The 20,569-nt window shown below is 37.7% G+C and carries 25 protein-coding genes; 18 read left to right on the plus strand and 7 right to left on the minus strand.

Annotation, left to right across the window (positions count from 1 at the left end; translation table 11 throughout):
* The 11 genes from QZV03_RS00005 to QZV03_RS00055 all read left to right on the plus strand — a co-directional run.
* The coding region (locus QZV03_RS00005; RefSeq protein ID WP_296873672.1) for a hypothetical protein at positions 1-700 on the plus strand (700 nt) is incomplete at its 5' end.
* Complete coding sequence (locus QZV03_RS00010) at positions 701-1,468, plus strand: hypothetical protein (protein ID WP_296873673.1); 768 nt, start codon at positions 701-703, stop codon at positions 1,466-1,468.
* Between the two features lie 66 nt (positions 1,469-1,534).
* Positions 1,535-1,726, plus strand: coding sequence for a hypothetical protein (locus QZV03_RS00015; RefSeq protein ID WP_292886550.1), 192 nt, complete (start codon positions 1,535-1,537; stop codon positions 1,724-1,726).
* The gene (locus tag QZV03_RS00020) at positions 1,723-1,890 is read left to right on the plus strand and encodes a hypothetical protein (protein WP_292886553.1); all 168 of its coding nucleotides are present in this window, start codon (positions 1,723-1,725) and stop codon (positions 1,888-1,890) included. Before QZV03_RS00015 ends, QZV03_RS00020 begins: the two co-directional genes overlap by 4 nt.
* Positions 1,880-2,131 carry a hypothetical protein gene (locus QZV03_RS00025; protein ID WP_296873674.1) on the plus strand — a complete coding sequence of 84 codons (252 nt, stop codon included), beginning with the start codon at positions 1,880-1,882 and terminating at the stop codon, positions 2,129-2,131. The genes QZV03_RS00020 and QZV03_RS00025 overlap by 11 nt, the downstream gene beginning before the upstream one ends.
* A 33-nt stretch (positions 2,132-2,164) precedes the next feature.
* Complete coding sequence (locus QZV03_RS00030) at positions 2,165-2,422, plus strand: hypothetical protein (RefSeq protein ID WP_296873675.1); 258 nt, start codon at positions 2,165-2,167, stop codon at positions 2,420-2,422.
* Positions 2,419-3,012, plus strand: a complete 594-nt coding sequence (locus QZV03_RS00035; protein ID WP_296873676.1) for a glycosyltransferase family 2 protein — start codon at positions 2,419-2,421, stop codon at positions 3,010-3,012. Before QZV03_RS00030 ends, QZV03_RS00035 begins: the two co-directional genes overlap by 4 nt.
* Positions 3,009-3,296 (plus strand): hypothetical protein, encoded by a 288-nt coding sequence (locus tag QZV03_RS00040; RefSeq protein WP_296873677.1) that lies wholly within the window; start codon positions 3,009-3,011, stop codon positions 3,294-3,296. The genes QZV03_RS00035 and QZV03_RS00040 overlap by 4 nt, the downstream gene beginning before the upstream one ends.
* A gap of 25 nt (positions 3,297-3,321) precedes the next feature.
* Entirely contained in the window at positions 3,322-3,684 is a 363-nt protein-coding gene (locus tag QZV03_RS00045; RefSeq protein WP_296873772.1) for a hypothetical protein, read from the plus strand.
* Between the two features lie 122 nt (positions 3,685-3,806).
* On the plus strand, positions 3,807-4,013 hold the full coding sequence (locus tag QZV03_RS00050; protein WP_296873678.1) for a hypothetical protein: 207 nt from the start codon (positions 3,807-3,809) through the stop codon (positions 4,011-4,013).
* Between the two features lie 373 nt (positions 4,014-4,386).
* The gene (locus QZV03_RS00055; RefSeq protein WP_296873679.1) at positions 4,387-5,400 is read left to right on the plus strand and encodes an ArsA family ATPase; all 1,014 of its coding nucleotides are present in this window, start codon (positions 4,387-4,389) and stop codon (positions 5,398-5,400) included.
* Positions 5,401-5,425: 25 nt separating this feature from the next.
* Here QZV03_RS00055 and QZV03_RS00060 read toward each other — a convergent pair whose 3' ends face one another.
* The 4 genes from QZV03_RS00060 to QZV03_RS00075 all read right to left on the minus strand — a co-directional run bounded on the left by QZV03_RS00060 (position 5,426) and on the right by QZV03_RS00075 (position 10,024).
* Entirely contained in the window at positions 5,426-5,770 is a 345-nt protein-coding gene (locus tag QZV03_RS00060) for a hypothetical protein (RefSeq protein ID WP_296873680.1), read from the minus strand.
* Between the two features lie 113 nt (positions 5,771-5,883).
* Positions 5,884-8,874 carry a hypothetical protein gene (locus QZV03_RS00065; RefSeq protein WP_296873681.1) on the minus strand — a complete coding sequence of 997 codons (2,991 nt, stop codon included), beginning with the start codon at positions 8,872-8,874 and terminating at the stop codon, positions 5,884-5,886.
* A 123-nt stretch (positions 8,875-8,997) separates the two neighbouring features.
* Positions 8,998-9,639, minus strand: a complete 642-nt coding sequence (locus QZV03_RS00070; protein WP_296873682.1) for a cobalt-precorrin-7 (C(5))-methyltransferase — start codon at positions 9,637-9,639, stop codon at positions 8,998-9,000.
* Position 9,640: 1 nt separating this feature from the next.
* Positions 9,641-10,024, minus strand: a complete 384-nt coding sequence (locus tag QZV03_RS00075) for a helix-turn-helix domain-containing protein (protein ID WP_296873683.1) — start codon at positions 10,022-10,024, stop codon at positions 9,641-9,643.
* Positions 10,025-10,147: 123 nt separating this feature from the next.
* Between QZV03_RS00075 and QZV03_RS00080 the strand changes: the two genes are divergently transcribed.
* Both QZV03_RS00080 and QZV03_RS00085 read left to right on the plus strand, forming a co-directional pair.
* On the plus strand, positions 10,148-10,927 hold the full coding sequence (locus QZV03_RS00080) for a protein-ADP-ribose hydrolase (RefSeq protein ID WP_394350669.1): 780 nt from the start codon (positions 10,148-10,150) through the stop codon (positions 10,925-10,927).
* Entirely contained in the window at positions 10,920-11,765 is an 846-nt protein-coding gene (locus QZV03_RS00085) for a hypothetical protein (protein ID WP_296873685.1), read from the plus strand. Before QZV03_RS00080 ends, QZV03_RS00085 begins: the two co-directional genes overlap by 8 nt.
* Here the strand turns inward: QZV03_RS00085 and QZV03_RS00090 are convergent.
* A complete protein-coding gene (locus tag QZV03_RS00090) occupies positions 11,751-13,877 on the minus strand; it encodes a phage holin family protein (RefSeq protein ID WP_296873686.1) in 2,127 nt (708 codons plus the stop codon). The genes QZV03_RS00085 and QZV03_RS00090 overlap by 15 nt on opposite strands.
* Positions 13,874-14,743: a metallophosphoesterase gene (locus QZV03_RS00095; RefSeq protein WP_296873687.1), complete on the minus strand. Its 870-nt coding sequence runs from the start codon at positions 14,741-14,743 to the stop codon at positions 13,874-13,876. The genes QZV03_RS00090 and QZV03_RS00095 overlap by 4 nt, the downstream gene beginning before the upstream one ends.
* A gap of 62 nt (positions 14,744-14,805) precedes the next feature.
* Between QZV03_RS00095 and QZV03_RS00100 the strand changes: the two genes are divergently transcribed.
* From QZV03_RS00100 to QZV03_RS00115, 4 genes are read left to right on the plus strand one after another with little or no spacing between them, the layout of a single operon-like run.
* On the plus strand, positions 14,806-15,996 hold the full coding sequence (locus QZV03_RS00100; protein WP_296873688.1) for a redox-regulated ATPase YchF: 1,191 nt from the start codon (positions 14,806-14,808) through the stop codon (positions 15,994-15,996).
* 32 nt (positions 15,997-16,028) lie between these two features.
* Entirely contained in the window at positions 16,029-16,589 is a 561-nt protein-coding gene (locus tag QZV03_RS00105) for a DUF6434 domain-containing protein (RefSeq protein WP_296873689.1), read from the plus strand.
* Positions 16,586-16,900, plus strand: coding sequence for a TIGR04076 family protein (locus QZV03_RS00110; protein WP_296873690.1), 315 nt, complete (start codon positions 16,586-16,588; stop codon positions 16,898-16,900). The genes QZV03_RS00105 and QZV03_RS00110 overlap by 4 nt, the downstream gene beginning before the upstream one ends.
* A gap of 1 nt (position 16,901) precedes the next feature.
* A complete protein-coding gene (locus QZV03_RS00115) occupies positions 16,902-17,900 on the plus strand; it encodes an SLC13 family permease (RefSeq protein WP_296873691.1) in 999 nt (332 codons plus the stop codon).
* Between the two features lie 81 nt (positions 17,901-17,981).
* Here QZV03_RS00115 and QZV03_RS00120 read toward each other — a convergent pair whose 3' ends face one another.
* Entirely contained in the window at positions 17,982-19,073 is a 1,092-nt protein-coding gene (locus QZV03_RS00120) for a cation diffusion facilitator family transporter (protein WP_296873692.1), read from the minus strand.
* Between the two features lie 122 nt (positions 19,074-19,195).
* On the opposite strand from QZV03_RS00120, the gene QZV03_RS00125 reads away from it, so the two are divergent.
* A complete protein-coding gene (locus QZV03_RS00125) occupies positions 19,196-20,569 on the plus strand; it encodes an MATE family efflux transporter (RefSeq protein ID WP_296873693.1) in 1,374 nt (457 codons plus the stop codon).

Here is a 20,569-nt window from a genome sequence, read left to right on the forward strand (position 1 = left end):
TGCTTCAAGCCAATCATTATCAAACAATCGTGTTGTTATAGCAAGATTTAAAAGAATTACCGGTTGTGTTGATGTTAATGATAATGCAACATATCATGGTTCAACAACTGGAAGTGTCATGATGCAAGTGGACGGAAGTCTCACAACATATGGCATTGACACCAAATCAACATCACTAAACTGGGCTGGCAGTGACAAAAGCTATCTGATGTTTAACGGAGCTAAAACATTGGTTCAGGTTTCATCATGGGACGCTTACAATCAGGGAAGTGACAGTAACGGAAGCTATAAACAATATCACATTCACGGAAGAGTGGGAAATGGTTTTTCATCAAACGGTGATTATCTTGAGGGATTCAGCAGGAACAATCCAACTAAAATTTATGACAGTAATTTCGCTGAAGTTGAAATAGCTCCAACATTCTTTGCAACAACAGAATTTGAAGAATACAACTATGTTGATTTGAAGTGGATGTTAATCTTCCCATCACCATTGTTCGCAGCTAATGGAATTCCAGAAATAACCGTAACTGAAAAACAAACTAAAACAGGAATCAGATTATACAAGGGAGAACATGAATATCCCAAAGCTTATAAAGGCAGTAATCTATTGTGGGATGCTAATGATGAGACAATGGAAAATACCGGACTATACATTCCAGATAAAATTAAAAACAAAGATTGGGACTGGGTGTTTTAAATGATTGAAGAGTACAGAGAAACAATCGGACATGGCCGTGGATATCCGACAGGATTAAGCCATGAAGAGAAGATGGACGTAATAGCCTGCCTACTGGACGAGGGTGAGAGAACATATGTTAATGAGGAACATACTGCCTGGATTTCATCAGACCAGTGCAGAGTAGGTGAAATGGTAACATTGGATGAATCATCAACAATGAATCATACAATAGTTAGAAAAGCCAAAGAGGGAGAACTGGCATTTGGCTATTTATTAGGGAAGGTTCAGGTTCGCTCTTCAGGACACACTTTAGTTACTGTAGCTGTATTGGGTGATGTATTCCGATTAAAGCTTAAAAAGCCAAACGAGTGTATTCATCCAAATGACAGAATCTACATTGACAAAAACGGCTTGTGCAATCCAAATGAAGGTCATGACTTGAGGTTGCTGTCAATTGTCGGTCTTGATGAAACGGATCCTGTCGAATACATTCGAGTATACAGGCAGATGTCTGAAGTTGAAATGTATCCTGAATCCCAGAACTGCATTGATCTTGCAGACTGCAGCTTCGAGCAGGATGAAATAACTCATGTGGTAAACATGATCGTACCGACAGAGTCCAACATCATGGCGCAGGCCAATTATGTCAAGGACAAGGACGGAGTCACTTATTGTGAACTTCCGGACGTAGCTATTGTCAACAACGTCAGATTCGTATGGGAAGACAACAAGCTCTACATGGAATGGGACGGTTGCGATGATAATGAAAAAGTATATTTTATATAAAAGAAATAATAAAATATATAATAAATTATATAATAAAAAATATAATATCATTAGTGAGGTTTGATTATGACTATAAGGAAGCTTGTCGGAACATTGGAAAACAAAGGCCCTTACATTGACCAGGCCACAGGCCATTGGTTCTACTGGAACGGCACCAAATATGTGGACTCAGGCTATCCCTATGCAGTCAAGCCCATTATAGAATTCAAAATCGAAAATGGAATCTTATACTATTCAATTACTTGGGAGGCACAATGAAATACATCAAATACTTTGAAACTCTTGAAGAATACGAAGATTGGATAAACGTAGAGGAAAACGCTGAAGAAGTCTACAGGACTGAAGAAAAGATTTGTGTTGACGGCATAATACTCAGCCACACAAACAAATCATATGAAGAGGTGGAAAACATTGCTTTATGAATGGTTAGAGCGAAACAGAAAAGACATTGACATATTAACTTCATTTTTAGTCACCATTATACCAATCATCATGTTATACTCAGAATCTTTGGGAATCACAGAAAATACCATTCCCTACTGCATACTAATGATTATTTTAGGCATAGCCAGTCATTATGCAAGTAGGATAAGAGGCGCTGGGGATGTTGAATACGCAAAGAAAAAAGCTAAAAGAGTTTTGGGATACCCTCAAAAGGAATAGGCTTTTATGGAGAATATTGTTAAGTTGATTTCTATGAAAGATTTAAAAAAGAAAATCATCATCTGTAACTTTACCAAAACAATTTCAAGTGCTGTTTTAACAGCAATAGCTATCAACATCATAATGGATAATGCAACAAAGTATGCTTTAATGGAAGGCATAATACCATTTGCTTTAGCCATCACTATTGTACTATTAATTGACTTGTATCAGTATAGATGTGAAAAAGAGGATAAGACTAATTTGAATGAACTTGAGGAGAGAATCCAGAAACTGGAGGGTGACAAGTGAAGATACTGATTGCAGTTCCAACCTTTGAAAGCATCAAACCCGAATGCTTCAAAAGCATATACGGATTAACTAGGCCTGACAGTTGTACTCTCTACTTTGATTATGTTTCAGGCTATGACTGCGCCAAGGCAAGAAACCAAATAGCTAAAAACGCAATGGCCGGAAACTATGACTATGTGCTGATGGTAGATTCAGATATACAATTACAGCCTGACACTTTAATCAGGCTATTGGAATGTGAATCTGATATCGCACTTGGATGGTATTACCGGAAAAGAACAAATACTGATCAGACAGTGATATTCACTTTCGGCAAAAACTTCGATGATCAAAACTGCATTACTGGTCAGACCATGATTCATGAAGTGCCAAGGCCAATTGAAATCAAAGGTGGAGGACTTGGAATTGCACTGATTAAAGTTGATATCTTTGAAAAGCTATCATATCCATATTTCAAGTTCGTAACCTATGAGGATGATTCAGTATTGTCAGAGGATTTATACTTCTGCAATCTGGCCAGTGAAAACGGCTGCAATATCAAATGTAATCCTTCAGTTAAAGGAAACCATATATTCGATGTGATAATGTGAATGATACAATTGTTTTATTGGAAGAAAGAAAGGAGATTACTACCTTCTTATTGGATGATGGAGTTAAAACATTGGTCGATAATGTAATAACTACATCTGGTAGTAGTCTTGGATACGAGTATTCCAATAAGTGCATGGTTGATGACATACTTTGTATTTCAGACAAATCAGCAATAGGAAAGGAGTCACTCAGAAAATACACTGGTGACGACACAGAAGTTCCTGTAGGAGTCCTTGTCAATGAACCGGTTGTAATGACAAAAGACTTATACTTTCAAAGGTAATAGTATTGATGAGGCTCTAGCAGTAATAGCTAAAAAGAAATTATGCAGCAAATACTTTGATTCACAAAAAACAGACAAGAAAACAATAACAGATGCTAGTCAAGGTAAAGGTTCCAACTGTGTGGACTGGGGACAAGTCTATTATAGAATAGCTAAATCATTAGGTTATGATGTACAATTTGTCCATGTAAAATGTCGTGTCAGTGGTACTGGCCACATCAGATTAAGATTAAGACATAAGAAACATACATCTGGAAATTGGATTAACAGAGATCCTGCTGCAGTGGCAGATGCCACTTCAGGAAATGTAAGATCAATCTGGTGTGAAGATGGAAATGTCATAGCTATTGATCCATCCTGGATATTTGCAGATTTATACAGTAGTTAACGTTAATGTTAACTCTTTTTTTATTTTATCATTAAAAATATTTGTATGAATTAAATAATTATATTTATATAAGTGTAATAATATAATATTATATTAATTATTATATATAGGTTGTAATAGTTATGGCCAATGTTAATAATACCTCATCTTATATGGATGAGGATAAAAAGAAAATTATACAAGAGTCAAATTATACCTATAGAGATGCTCTTGAAGTATCAGCTTTTCTTATTGAAACCGGAAAGTTTGAGAGACATTATAAAGAAATGAAAATACATGATTTACAAAAAGAACTTGCGGAAATGGATGAAAAAGAACAACAACAATAAAACTTCAAAAAATCAATCTCCAGGATAATGCTCTTAAGAAAAAACTTATTTTGTATCGTGTAAGTAATAATTTTATTATTACTTATATATTTTTTTTATAATAAACTTTTATATATAATACATAATAAATATTTTAGTTATACTATAAATTGTCCTAGAGAGCATTTGGTAAGTATTGGAATTTTCATACCGAAAAGTATATAGTTACTATATGAAAATAAATATAGTTACCAAAGGTAAGTTTAAAGATAATTCCTATATTTACCAAATTGTTGTGGAAATTGAGGTAGAAAAAATTCCCTCAAAATGGGCGATAAGTATAGGAAAATACTTGAGCCTACTAAAAGTAACTTTATTTAAGGAGGTCATTTTTTTGGCATTTAGAGATTATTTCAAATTCAACAAGGATAAAACAACATTCATTTTTGTAGGTGGAAAGGGAGGAGTTGGAAAAACATCAGTGTCTTCCGCTACAGCATTATGGCTGGCCGAACAAGGCAAAAAAACATTGATTGTATCAACAGACCCTGCACATTCACTTGCCGATTCCCTTGAAGTTCCAATTGGAAGCTATCCAAGAGAAATCAAGACCAACCTGTTTGCACTTGAAATTGACCCTGATGAGGCAATGGCTCAAAAGCAGGCACAATTGGAAGCTCAAAAAGCAGCAAATCCGGATAGTGATGGAGGATTATTGGGAATGGATTTTCTAACAGATCAGCTGGACATGGCATCATCCTCACCGGGTGCGGATGAGGCAGCAGCATTTGAAGTGTTCATGACAGTAATGAACTCTGAAGAGTATGATGTTGTAGTGTTTGATACCGCACCAACAGGACACACATTAAGGTTACTGTCATTTCCTGAAGTCATGGACTCATGGGTTGGAAAAATGATGCTGGCAAAGGCAAAACTGGGCTCAGCAACAAATGCTCTTAAAAAAATCATGCCGTTCATGGAAGCTGTTGATGATCCTCAAACATCTGAAGACTTGAAAAGAACCAAGGAGCAAATCGACAAGGCAAAAGAGGTATTGTCAGACCCTGACAGGACCACATTCAAGATGGTTGTGATTCCTGAGGAAATGTCAATCTATGAGTCAGAAAGGGCACTTGAAGCATTAAACAAGTATGACATTACCGTTGACAGCGTAATCGTCAACCAGGTGATGCCTGACATCTGTGACTGTGACTTCTGCCACTCAAGACACAAGCTCCAGCAAAAAAGACTGGCTTTAATTGACCAGAAGTTCCCGGACCAGCACATCGCTGAAGTTCCGCTATTCAAGGATGAGGTAAAAGGTCAGGAAAAACTCTTAAACCTTGCTCATATCCTCTATGATGGTGAGGACAACGATGAGGTCGTTCAGGAAGCAATACAATTATAAAATTAAAAGTTAAAAGTTTAAACTTTTAACCATTCTCATTTTTTCTTAAAACCCAACTAATCACTTCAACAATCAATATCAAAATTATGAATATTGCGGAATTGATGAAAAAAGTTTTTTGATAGATTGTTTCCAAAGCACTTGCAATTCCCCAGCAGACAATTAGAAGTATTGACATGACTCTAAAAATTTTGCTAATCTTTTCGTTTTCATACTTTAGTTTGAATTTTAGAAGTATTGCAATCATCAGTACCACTAATAGTATCGCTCCAAACATTAAATGTGCATAAAGTGGGATATTTAGTGTTAGTGAGCATATAATGTATGCAATTATTATTAGTATTGCAAACAGGATTTCATATTTCTCCATTGTTTTCCTCCTTTTGTTAATCTTATAATGTAATATATTTTTTGGTATATTTTATATACATTCTGTCTTTCAAAAATTTAAAAAAAGTTAAAATAAATTATTTTAACTTTTCATTATCCGAATACGAGGGGCACTTCATATTTTTGGTATTTTCTTGGAATATTGCAGGCAGTCCATTTTTCTTCTGTGAAATAGTTATAGGTTTCACCTTTTGTAAGTTTTTTAGTGTATCCGTCTCCAATATATAATGCATTATTTCTGTTTAGGCTGCCGTCGGAATTAATTCCAACTTCGATATAATCGTAGGTACCGTCACTTTTGGGAATATTGAAAAACTTTTTGCTTTGCATATATCCGTTTCTGGTAAATGCAACATGTTCATAAGCCCAATGCCAGTCTTTTTTGTCTACAAAGTTGTTTTTCACATAGTTTCCAACTCCATGTATTCCCATCATCAGTCCGACTGTACTTGCAAGACCTACCATGACACTTCCACTAACTAACTTTCCAGCAATTCCTGCAGCCAGGGCTCCAGCTTTATATCCCAGAACGCTCAATGGATGAATCTTATTTAAAACATTTCCCGCAATGTCTCCCGCAGCGTTTTTCATCCTGTTGAAAGTATTGCCAATTCCTGTAATTATTTGTATAGGTGTTGAGCCTACGCTGCAGCAGTCACATGGTGTTGATACCATAGATCCTTTGTATGCAAATTCATCACCGATGTAAATGACATTCGCAATTCCGCTTGTTGAGTTGATTGCTATTATACTGCTGTTGTCAGCTTCATTTATGATATAAAACATCTCTCCAATCTGTGAGATGCTGAAGTTGTTATTTTCAGCGGATTCAAAAATATTGTCCAGTGAATTTGTGGTGTTTTCTTTATATTCTTCAGCAACAGGATTTAACACATAACTTTCAATATTTGGCAAATAAAATGAATTCATTGTTTTAAAAATTAAAGAGTTCTCACTATCTCCGGTAACATCCATTCCCATATCTGCATTTAAAATATGTAGGTATGTGTCTTTTAGGTTGATTCCTCCAAGAATTGTGGCGGTTTTCTCACGGCTCCATTTTACATTGAATTCGTCGGCGTATTGGTCTGCCATCTCATCGGCCAGCCATGCGGTTTCAAGTGATGCCAGAAACATTCCATAAATGTTTAATATTCCGATTCTGGTCAGATATGATGAGCTTACCTTTGTCCATTTTTCCAAATAGGATTTTTCTATTTTATCGTTTATTATGGCAAATGACTGAAGCACTTCAAAACCCCTCAACGGCTGGTAGAGGTCGCTGAGACCGTATGTTATTGTTTCACTTTTGTCAAGCTCCTCAACGCCGTTAACAATCAGCTTTGTTGTAATGTCCTCTTTTGATATTTTGGGAAATATTGAGTCTCCCGCATCGCTGTATTCCACAGTCTTTCCGGTATTTGTGAATCTGATTTTGTCCGAGTTGTAGTTTGTCAGCTTGTCGTATGTGTTGAAGTTGATTTCATAGGTATTTTTTTCATATAGCTTTCCCAGATTTGTTCTAAGCCCTAACTCATCGAATGCTCCTGTAAAAAATAGGATTCTTGCTTTTATCATGTCATTTTGAAGGTATGTTATTATTTCGATGTTGTCAAGGTGCTTGTCATATGTCAGTCCGAACATGTCGGCTTCAAGTTGTGTTGTGCCTCTAAATTCAATCTGTGTGTGGTCTGTAATTTTTGATATAAGAATGCCGTCACCTTTTAGATTGTCTTTATTATAGTCGCTTCTGATTCCGCTTCCGTCAAATGGCACCAGATAGGTTTTATAGTCCAGTACTGTCGAATCGACATTCGGGAGGGGTGTTGTTGAGAAGGTGTAATGTTCGGTTTCGCTGATGTGGACTGCAAAGACATCGTTTTTAGGCAGTTTAAGTATTCCGTCAGGACCGGTTTTCACTGCATATTTTGAATTTGAAAAGACATAGGGAACAGTAACATTGACATGATCCGGAATTAAGCTTATGTGGCTGAACTTTGAATGTGTGAGACTTTTTTCCACTGTAATTTGGTTTGTGTGTTTTAATCCCGCATATTCAGTTGTTATGATGTATTTTCCTGCGGGAAGGTCAATTGCCTGTGTTACAATGCCCTGTGAATTGCTTGTGGGGGTGTATGTCTTGTCGTTGACTTTCAGTGTAACCTTTTTGTTTGGTGAAATCTTTCCGTAACAGTTAAGAACCTTGACCGTAAACTTGCTTCCGTCATTTTCCTGCATGGTCAAGTCTCTTGTCTCAAGAATTGTGCGGATTATGATTGTGTTTAAAACAATCTGTGATGTTTTTGGATTTATTGAATAGATTGGATACTCTCCCGGAGGCAAGTCGATCGATAACTTTGCAACTCCCTTCTTGTTGGTCTTAACGGAATATGTCTTGTCCTTCACATTGAATTTGACTGCGGTGTTTTTCAAAAGCTTTCCTTTCTTGTCATAGAATGTTGAATAGAATGCAGCCTTGTTTGTGTAGAATTTTATCAGGTTTTTACTTTTTACTGTGGTTTTTACCGTAATTTTGAAATTTGCACTGCTTTCATAATATCTTTTAGATCCGCCATAGATAACAAATCCGCTGTAGGTTCCAACATTCAAATTTATGCCTAAAGAGGCCTTACCTTTTGAATTTGTGGTTGCGGTGTAGCTTTTACCAAAAACATATATTTTTATTTTGGCTTTGGATATTGCCTTTTTGTTTTTGTCCTTTAATGTGACCACAAGCTTGCTTCCATCCTTGTAGTGCATTTTGACGTTCGATACCTTCAAAGTGGTTTTTGTTCTCGCTTCTGTAAGTACGTATATTGCCTTTTTGGAGGATTTGGATTCTATCTTTTTAGTGCTGCTTTTCGCCCCAAGCTTGTCATCCGAATCGCTCTTTTCAAGCTTTTGTGAATCCTCGTTACTTGCCTTCAATTCATCCTGGCCATCAGAACTCATCAGGCAAATTTCATCGTCTGGTTGTTCAATTGGTTGTGTGAATGTTTCATTATCGCTATCGGCTGCCGATGCGACTCCGATAAGTAAAAACAGCAGGATAATGAAACATATGGTGTTTATTTTAATGTTCATAATATCTACCTTTTCGTCAATAATGGTCTAATCGACGATAAAAGTATGATATCTGAACTATATAAAGATTTATTTTCAAATTAAAAGGTAAAAGACTTTTAAAATGAATTTTTAAGCTCAATTTTATGGATATATGACAATTATGCACATGTATGTGAATTCACTGTCTGCAATGCAATCCAGTGTGGTGCTTACAATTTTCTCATCCGGATAGCTTAACCTTTCACAGACGGTTACCCTGCGCTTCGCCTCAACCCCGTTGTCAAGCAGAAACTGCGCCATGTCCTTGACTTTTCTTGACGGCAGTGCAATGGTTGTCTTTCCGTTGTTGATGACTGGAAGTATGTCTTCAATGTTTTCACGTCCGTGAAATGTCATGATGTTTGCATTGTCCCACTGGATATGGCATCTTGCCGCCGCAAGCTGAAGGGAACTGATTCCGGGAATCACCTCAATGTTGTCCTTGGAAAAACCTTTCTCATCCGAAATTCTCAAAACGGTATTTAAGACACCTGAAAAACCCGGATCTCCTGTTGATAAAATTGATACGGTATTGCCGTCAACTGCAAGCTGAACACCCTTTTTCAAAGTGTCTAACAATTCCTTTACATTGAATGCAATCTTGTTTTGCACATCATCAAAAAGATCAATCGCACGTGTGCTTCCAACGGTATAGTCACTCATCTTAACAGTGTCAAGAGCCTTTTTGGTCAGGTATTCGCTTGAACCTGGTCCAATTCCAATGATATAAATTTTTCCGCTCATTTCAATCATCAATTTTCAGGGTTTGTCTAAAAGTGTTTTTCAGTTCGTCTCGCTTGTCTTCCGGATAGTTTTCATCCAAATCGTCATCCAGGGTAAACATCGCAAGTTCATATATAATCCTGTTCATAGACTGTCCGTATTCGGTCAGGTAATATTCGGTGGTGACGGGACTGGTGTTCAAAACCTTCTTTTCAATCAGTCCATTTTTTTCCAAATCCTTAAGGCAGTTGGACAAGACCTTATTTGAAAGGTTTGGCTTATCCTCCTTGAATTCCTTAAAGTGCTTTTTTCCAAAAAACATGTCTCTTATGATTTGGATGCTCCATTTTTTGTTGATAAGACTTAAGGTTCTGTCAACCGGACAGACTACTTTTTCAGGGTTCATAATTAAAAATTGATTAAGATATTATATATTGGTTTCTTTTTGGTAACCCGGTTTCCAGAAAGTTACAAAAATCATTTAAATATCATAATTCAAACTATGATTAAATATTGGGGAGGGATTTAAATTAACGCAAAAGAACAGTTGGATTACTTGATTGGCTATTTGATTGATGAGAGAAATGAAGATATTGCTGTTCCTCATGACTATGATTCCAAAAGGGCATTGCTTCGCTCACTTATGAACATAAGACCTCCTTTAAAAATATCCGATGAGTTTTTAAAGGTTCAGGACGAATTCCTGACAGCGGAAACATTGAACAAGCACCTGACTGGAATTGAGGATATTGAAGATGTTGACGGCAGGATAATGCTGTGGCAGGGTGACATTACCACCTTGAAGGTTGATGCAATTGTAAACGCCGCAAATTCAAAATTGCTCGGATGCTTCATACCCCAGCACAACTGCATTGACAATGTAATCCATTCCGCCGCAGGCTTGCAGCTGAGGGACGAATGCAACAGGATAATGGAAAGGCAGGGATTTGACGAAAGCGTCGGAAAGGCAAAAATCACGGGGGCATATAATCTGCCGTCCAAACATGTGATTCACACCGTGGGGCCTGCAATCCCTCAAGGGTTGAAACCGTCAAAAAAGGATAAGGATGATTTGGCAAGCTGTTATAAGTCATGCCTGGGTATTGCAGGGGAATATAAACTTGAATCCATAGCGTTCTGCGGCATCTCAACAGGGGTGTTTAACTTCCCGCAGGATCTGGCATGTGAAATTGCCGTAAAAACCGTCAAGGATTATCTCAAAGACAATGAGACCACATTGAAACATGTAATTTTTGACGTTTTCTCAGATGAAAGCTATTTGTTGTATAAGGAGTTAATTTATGGATAAATTTGTTTTAAGATTGGATAAGGCTAAAAAGGCCATTGATGAAGCGGATTATATAATTATCGGTGCGGGAGCTGGACTTTCAACCGCTGCCGGAATTGAATACACGGGAGAGAGGTTTGAAAAGTACTTCAAGGATTTCATTGACGAGTACCATTTCACAGACATGTACTCATCAGGATTCTATCCCTTTGAAACGTCAGAGGAAAAGTGGGCCTATTGGGCTAGGCATATCTTTGCAAACCGTTATGATGTCGGAAAAACTGATGTTTATCAAAAATTGTTAAAATTGGTTGAGGATAAGGAGTATTTTGTTCTCACAACAAATGTCGAGCATCAGTTCTGGATAAACGGCTTTGAGGATGAAAGGATTTTTGCAACACAGGGCGATTATGGTCTTTTGCAGTGCGGCAAGGCATGTCATGATAAGCTCTATGACAATGAAAAACAGGTTTTCGAATGGCTTGATAAAACTGAAAATTTCAAAATTCCTACTGATTTGGTTCCAAAATGTCCCGTTTGCGGTGAGGAAATGGATCTGAACCTTAGAAAGGACAATTATTTCGTTGAAGATGAAAAATGGCATCAGATGAGTGTGAACTATTCAAATTTTTTAAAAAAGGCAGATGGAAACATTGTATTTCTTGAAATCGGTGTAGGTTACAACACTCCGGGCATTATCAGATATCCTTTCGAACAGATGACCTATAACACTCCAGACTCAACATTGATAAGACTTAATTTGGACTATCCGCAGGCAATACCTGAAAACAAGGATAGGACAATAAGTTTTGATGAGAATGTAGAGGAAATTTTGGATTACTGGCTATCCAGAATCTAAATTTTCAATTTCTTTTTTTAGGAATTTATAGATTGATTCCGCGCCTATCAATTCGCCTGGATCTTGCCACTGTGACGGATACAGTATGAACGGTTTTGTCTGGTTTCCGCCAAGTCCACCATGACTTCCGATAAGCTCCTCGAAGGCACATACCTCGTCATGCTTTTCATCATAAAAGCTGTTTACAAGAATGTCCGGCATATTTTCAAATGAATTCTGTCTTTTAAGATGTTTTGCGGCAGTTTCACCAAAACCTTCAAGCGGGTTTTCACCAACTATCTCATCAGTGTCCAGATAATAGATTCCCCTTTGTCCGATGACCATTGCCCCATTTGTAATCGAATTCACCATGATGAATCCAATTCCGGAATGGCTTACAAGACCCGGAATCAGTTCCGGAAACAGCATTACCAGTTCCTCATAATTCAGACGTTCCTTCCATTGGGTCAGATAAATCAGACCCAGATTTCCAGAACCTAAAACTATAAGTTCGGAATCCTTGGCTTTTTTTGTACTCAATTCCACATAGTCATGGCCGGTAATGTATTCCAGGCTGTTTGAATATCTTTCACGCAAGTTAAGGTACTGTTCATTTTCAAAAATGATTTTAGGTTTGTGCTCTTCAAGTCCTTTTCTGATGCTTTGAACCGCTCCGTCATCTTCAAAAAGGTCGTCCCGTATGTTTCCGACACGTTCCTTAATGTTTAACAGCTGTTTATTTTCAGGTATGACCGCATCCCTGAAGTGGTCAATGTTGTATTCGTTTTTAAAGAATGTGATGTCATTCGGAAGCAGATGGCGCACATAGTTTCCCAGGGTTATTCCATATCTCTGTTTGAATGTCGCCCCGTTACTTTGGCCGTGGTCTGAAAGTACCACTATCTTGTAGTCACGGTCATTCATTTCAATGGCGGAGGTCAGTCTTGAAAACTGAAGGTCAATCTGTTTTAAAACGCCCCATACGTCTTTGTCCTCAACTCCTGAGTGATGAGCGACCTCATCATAGCCCATATATGTGGCATATGCGGTGTCGATTTCTCCCCTGAACAGTTCGCTTGTCAGAATTTCGGTTGTGGCTTCCCTTAATACCACATTAGCCCCGGCCCTTACTGCGGCATAGACGATGCCTCTTCTAATTCTTGGCTGCACATTTCTGATTCTATGTCTGATTTGGGATTTAAATTCCATCAGGATGTCCCACAGGAATAGAACGAATATCCTTTGGAAGTTATATGAGTCCAAAAATACTGTATGAAGGGTCTTGTTGTAGATTCTTGTGATTGAATGCAGTTTCGAGGAGGTGAGGGCGGATAGCTTGCTGTCTCCTGAAAACATATTTGCAATGCTTATACCATTTTTAAGAAGGCCGTTTCCATTGCTTATTTTCTGCTCGATTTCCGGGGCATGGCTCAGTTTTCCTGAAACCATGATCCTGTTGTCGTTTCTCTTTTCAACCCATCTGTAGGCAACAATGTTATTGTTGTTTCCATGAAGGATTCCCGCCTGGCTGGCTCCAGTCTGTGATGAGAGATCGGTTTCCCATTCCTTCAATGTGTGGGTGCCGTTTTCTATCCAGCTTTTCAATGTGGGCATTATGTTGTTGTCTATTGCCTTTTTTAATGTATTTGCAGATAATCCGTCTATTTCAAGCATCAGCACTCCTGGATATCTTTTGGTTTCACTCTTTCTTTTTAATGCATATTTTAGGCTGCGTTTAATGTAGTTGTCGTAATAGTTTGTATTTGTGATGTTTGATGCAAATGTGGTGGCTATTGCCATCACTATCGGGACCTGCCAAAAGCCGTAAAAGCCGACATAGACATCTGGGATGGGATAGGTTGCAATATAAAAAATCACTGAATTAAGTACCAATGCACCGATACCGAATGTCAGGATGATGTATTTCATCAGAAAACGTCGAAATATCGGCCACAGCAGTGCATTTGCAATAACGACTGCAATAACAATAATCAGTGCATTGTATGCAGGGCCGATATTGAAATCTGTACTGATGTAGTCCACTGCAAAAACGGCGATTATGTTCGCTAGGATAAGCAGAATTGATGTAATCACTGTCTTGAGTGAGGAGATAATCTGATTTTTCAAAGTCATTCTATCGTGATTTTCTGTCGTTTTTTACTTTTCAGGGTAATGATTGTGATTTCAGGTTTGCAGTTGATTCTGATTCTGAATGAATTGGTTCCAAGTCCTTTGCTTGTATACTGAATCATGTCATTGACTCTATAAAGTCCAACAGGATATCTTGTTGAGTTCGGACCTCTGAAAGGGGTGGTTTCAAATTTTGGTATGATGAACTGTCCCCCATGTGAATGTCCTGAAATCTGCAGGTCGATTTTTCCGGTCTGTGATGATTCCTTTGCAAAATCCGGTTCATGTGCAAGAAGTATTGTCGGATAGCTGTTGTTCAATTTGGCCAGTACCTTGTCAAGATTGTCCGCACACACGGTACATGAATCGACGCCTGCGAGATTAACTTTTTCACCATCCCTTTCAAGCATGACAACATCATTGTTCAGATTGACAATTTCTGAATCTTTAAAGATTTTGTTGAGTTTATCGGAACCCATCCAGTGGTCATGATTTCCAAAAACTCCAAATTTTCCGTCCCTGCCTTCCAGTTTGGAGAATGATTCCTTTAAGGCCTTGTCATAGCCGTCAATAACATAGGAAACGTAATCTCCGGTAAGTGTAATCAGATCATAGTTCAGGGTGTTTACATAATCAATCAGGTCGTTTAGATATTCGGGATTTATCCATTGGCCCAAATGGATATCACACAGGTTTAAAATCCTGTAATTGTGAAAATTCCATCCCAAATTATCCAATTCGATATCAATTTCAACCAGGTCAATATTTTTCGGGTTAAACTTCTTGTCAGGTAGAGAATATGTCATCGCATCCTGAATGCCCTGTCTGATTTTCATAGCCTGTGGCTTTTCAATGTCATTTTCTTTCATTGATAATAGGTTGATTATGAAACTATTTATAATTTTAAAAACATATATTTAAGGTGATTATTATGCTTCAAATTGCAGTTTGTGGAAAACCAAATGTTGGAAAATCATCTTTTTTCAATTCAGCAACTGCATCTGGTGTGGAAATGGCTAATTATCCATTTACAACAATAGATGCAAACAAGGCAGTTGCTCATGTAATTAAGGATTGCCCATGTAAGGAATTAGGCGTTACCTGCAATCCTCACAATTCAATATGTATCGATGGAAAAAGGTTGCTTCCAATTGAAATGATAGATGTTGCAGGGCTTGTTCCTGGAGCACATGAAGGAAAAGGATTAGGTAACAAGTTTTTAGACGACCTGATGCAGGCTAAAGTGTTCATCAATGTTATTGACGCTTCAGGATCAACAGACCTTGAAGGAAATCCGGTTGACCCTGGAAGTCATGATCCTCTTGATGATTTGGAATTTCTTGAAAATGAAATCGTCATGTGGATGTATGGAATACTTTCCAAAAATTGGGTCAGGCTCATAAGGAAGGTCGGAGCCGAACACCTGGACATTTCAAAGGTGCTTTTTGACCAGCTGTCAGGTACAGGTATAGCCATTGAGGATATCATTGAGGCTAAAAGGACAATAGAACCTGATTACAATAAGTGGGAAGAGGAAGACCTCATTGAGCTTACAAGAAATATTCTCCACATTGCAAAACCTATGATGATTATTGCAAACAAGGCAGACTTGCCGACTTCCGCTGAAAACATCAAAAGAATCAAGGAAAAATATCCTAATGTGATTCCAACTTCAGCAGGTTCAGAATTGGCACTTGTAAAGGCTGCTGAAAGCGGTTTGATTAGTTATCTCTCCGGTGAGGATCACTTTGAAATATTAAAACCTGAAGAGCTTTCTGAAGCACAGCGCAAAGGTTTAGAATATATTCAAACCAATATCCTGGACGTTTATGGAAGTACTGGTGTTCAGAATGCACTGAATTATGCCATTTTCGAATTATTGGACAGAATTGTAGTCTATCCAGTTTCAGATGAAAACAAATACACCGACCAGAAGGGTAATGTCCTTCCTGACGGATTTTTGGTTCCAAACGGTGCAACACCTAAGGAACTGGCCTATATTGTACACACCGACATCGGTGACAAGTTCATGCATGCGGTTGATGCAAAGTCAAAAATGCGTGTGGCCAGTGACTATGAACTGAAAGACGGTGACATTATAAGTATCATAACAAGAGGATGATTCCTCTACTTTTTTTTATTTTAAAGATTTTTATGGCTAAATTAACTAAAAATTTAAGTCCATATGAATTTAAGGAATACTATTTTTTAAAAGACGAGCTTAAGGATTTTTGCAGGTTGGAGGGTTTGAAGGTTAGCGGATCTAAGCAAGATTTGGAAAACCGGATAATTCATTATTTAAGTACTGGTGAAATGTTAGAAGAGCCTGTAGTTAAGGAAGTTTCAAATAACTCTCATTCAACAATCACATTGGATTCAAAATTGGGTGAAAATTTCAAATGCGGCCAAGACAAGAGGGAATTTTTTGAAAAAGAAATAGGCAAAACCTTCAAGTTTAAAGTCAAATTTCAAAAATGGCTGAAAGCAAATCCTGATAAGACCTATCGTGAAGCAATTGATGCCTACTTTGAAATTCAAAATTCGAAGGAAAAAACAAATATTGATAAACAATTTCAATACAATCAATATATAAGGGACTTCTTCAATGACAATGATGGCAAGTCTCTTGAAGAAGCAATCAAATGTTGGAAATATAAAAAATCTCTTAAAGGTCATAACAGATATGAAAGCAGTGATTTGGTGGCATTATTATGAAAAAGGTAAGGATTACAGTCATGAGAAAGGTCAGACATGATGACTTGATTGAAAAATACGAGAATCCACTGGAGAACGAATGTGACGTTGAGGTGGGTGAAGTCTATATCGCCAATGGCTGGGCTAAACCTGAGAATTTCTGTGACAGCGCATGGGAAAACCTGTCTCCATTCGTAATGGCTCTGGCTTATGGTGCCACTGACTTGTATGATGGATGGATGAAAAACAAAAAGTCTGCAATGCTATCCTGCAATGACGGTTTCAGGCCGGTAAGCTTTTTGTTGGAAACCATGGACGAAGATGCAGATTAGTATGCCTGCTCTAGTTGATTTTTTTAAAAAGGAATTTGTATTTTCCATATCATTAGTTTTAGCCATTATTTCATGCTTTTTTGTTATTCCAAGCTGGGATTATTTGGGATATATCAATTGGCAGACAATTTTTCTTCTTTTCGTGATAATGCTTGTTGTTGAGATATTGAAAAATCTGACTATTTTTGAGATTTTGGTTCGAAAGTTATTGACTAAAGTCAAAAACACTCGTGGGTTGGTGTTGTTTTTAGTCTTTACATGTTTTTTCACATCAATTTTTATCACTAATGATGTTTCTTTAGTCATTTTTGTCCCATTTGCAATCTTGGCCTTAAGAAAAATTGAAAGGTCTGATTTGGTAATATTTACAGTTTCCATGCAGACAATTGCTGCCAATGTGGGGTGTATGGTTCTTCCGATTGGAGCTCCTCACAATATTGTAATGTATACTGTGTCAAATATTCCATTTCAGTCATTTTTCCTGCTGCTTTTGCCTTATATAGTAGTTTCTCTAGTTTTTTTATTAGCACTGTCATTATTCGTTCCAAAAGAGGATATTGTTTTGCCAGGTATGGGGGATGTGAAATTCGATGGTGAAAATTTCATAAAAAGGGTTTTTATGGGTGTTGACTATTTTCTGCTTCTGACATTCATTGCCCTTTTCATATTGATTGGAAATCTCGAAAACATTCCATATTTGAGCTTATTGCTGAAAAAATGGATCATCGGCAATGAGGTAATTTTTGGCATCTTGTCTTCTCAGATAATCTCTAATGTTCCTGCGGCCATGCTTCTCAGTGGTTTCAGTACAAACTATGAAGCCATTATTGTTGGAATTAACATTGGAGGTTTTGGAACACTCATAGCATCCATGGCAAATCTTATTTCATATAAGATTCTTGTTCGGGAGCATAATGAATATAAAATAAGATATCTGACTGTATTTACAATCCTTAATGTTGTATTGCTGTTGATTTTGTTTGGTTTAACAATAATTTGAGTTTGTATTCCTAATCAATGGAAGTTTTGAAAATTAAATGAATATGTGGGATTTCACTTTCCCACAATTTTTAAAATCATTTTAATCGCTGACGTCATAGTCGTCAATCAGCAGATAATCAAATTTCGGATGTTTGGCCTTGATTTCACTTAAAATTTTATCTTTCACGGCCTCCCTATCCGCATCAAAGTCAACAATAATGTCGAAGGTAATCAAATCGTTCTCTTCATAAACAATGAAACCGTGTATCTCTAATACTTCCGGATATTTTGAAACAATATGGTACAAATCATCACGAATTTCTTTGTATGTGTCATTATGGGCGTATATTCCAACAGTTAAAATTATTGAGAACTCTTTGGCTATTTTAGCGGAAACACTCCTTGATAACTTCTGGATGTCAAGTGCAGTAAGGGAATCATCGATTTCAATATGAACAGAACCCTGCATGTCTTCCGGTCCGTAATTATGTAAACTCAAATCATATGCTCCGTAAATGCCTGGAATTTCAAGAATTGATGCCTTGATTTTTTGGGATAATTCAGAATCAACACGGGCACCAATCATGCTGTCCAGGGTTTCCCTAAGCATATCTATACTTGCTTTGATAATTACTAATGAAATGATAACTCCAAGAATTCCTTCAAGGGAAATGTGGAAAAATATTGAAATTATAGCCGCAACCAAGGTTGAAAGGGATAGTATTGCATCGAAAAGCGCGTCGCTACCTGAAGCCACAAGGGCCTGGGAGTTAATGTCTTCGCCCACACGTTTGACGTATTGGCCCAAAACCAATTTGACAACAACTGCAACCGCAACAATTACAAGGGAAACTGTTGTGTAATTTGTGACATCCGGGGTGAATATTTTAGGCCAGGATTCCATCAGGGCGGTGATACCTGCCCACAGAACAATGGCTGCAATTATTACGGATGAAAAATATTCAATACGACCATATCCATATGGGTGGTCTTTATCGGGAGCCCTGCCTGCAAGCTTTGCTCCGATAATTGTGATTATGGATGACAATGCATCGGTTAAATTATTTACTGCATCCAAAGTAATCGCAATGGAATTGGTGGCAATACCGACAAATGCCTTAAATGCAACCAGAATAAGGTTAACAACAATACCTATTATACTTGTTTTTACAATTTTTTCCCTTCTTGACATGGAAATAGTTTAGAATTTTTATTGATTTAAATGTAATGGTGATGTATAATGGAGATTACTCAGCCGTTTGAAATGTTTGATTCAATTAAATGTATATTCTATGAAAATCATATGATAGTAACATGGCAAATAAAAATGTTGAACTGATGAGGGGAGAGCCTGAAATTGCGGTAAGAAAACTTGCAATTCCAATAATGATATCAATGCTTCTGACAGCATCATACAATATCGTCGACGGTATATGGGTTGCAGGATTGGGACAGGCTGCAATTGCGGGGATAGGTTTTGTAACACCGATATTCATGATTTTAAATGGTGTTAGTGTAGGATTGGGTAACGGTGCGACAAGCAGCATCAGCCGTGCGGTTGGTGCTAAAAACCATGATGGCGCCAGCAAATCCGCCGCACATTCCCTTTTTATATTTCTAATCGCATCCATAATACTGACCCTATTCTTAATCACAATTCAGGAGCCGCTTTTAAGGGCATACGGCGCATCAGGCCAGGCACTGGTTGAAGGTTTAAAATATGGTACTCCTTTGTTTGCTGGATTGTTCGCTTTCATGTTTGGAAATGGTGGAAGCGGAATTTTGCGTGGTGAAGGAGACATGAAAAGGGCAATGTATGCAATGATTGTATCCGTTGTTCTGAATTTTATTTTGGATCCAGTGTTCATCTATGTTTTGGGTTTGGGCTCTGCCGGCGCATCACTTGCAACAATCGTAAGCTCTCTCGGTTCAGCAATGGTTATTATGTATTGGATATTGATAAAAAAGGACACTTACGTTGATGTAAACCTAAAGGAATTCAAGTTCGACTCCAAAATAGCAAAGGATATTCTAAAGGTTGGAATTCCATCTTCACTGGATATGCTGATGATGTCCATTGCAATGAGCTTTTATCTGATGTTCATTTCAGCAATCGGTGGGGAATACGGTATTGCAGCATTCACTTCCGGTCAAAGACTCTATTTGTTTGGAATCATGCCGTTGACTGCTGTGGGCAGTGCCGTTGCTACGGTAAGCGGAAGCTCCTTCGGTGCAAAGAACTGGGAGTTTCTTAAAAGAACCCACACCTACGGTACTAAGTTTGCCATGATGATGTCCCTTGCAATAACAGTTCTTTTGGTAATATTTGCCCCTCAACTCGCACTGATATTTGCATATACTCCGGATACTGCTCCACTGATTCCGGAAATCACTAATTTCCTGAGAATCGCTTCATTCGGACTATTGCTGGTAGGTATAGGTATGCCTTCAAACTTTTTCTATCAGGGAATCGGCCGTGGAACAACAAGCCTTGCCTGGACAATCATCAGGGAACTGATTCTCACAGTAAGTTTCACATATCTCTTTGGAATGGTATTCAACTGGGGACTTACAGGTATCTGGATAGGTTTGGCTACAGGAAGGATAATAGCATCAATTTTTAACTACATATATGCAAGATACACAATAGCAAAGTTAAAGCCGGTAATGACTCAGGGAAGTGCTTGA

The sequence above is a fragment of the uncultured Methanobrevibacter sp. genome (genome assembly GCF_902788255.1).
Taxonomy (GTDB): Archaea; Methanobacteriota; Methanobacteria; order Methanobacteriales; family Methanobacteriaceae; genus Methanocatella.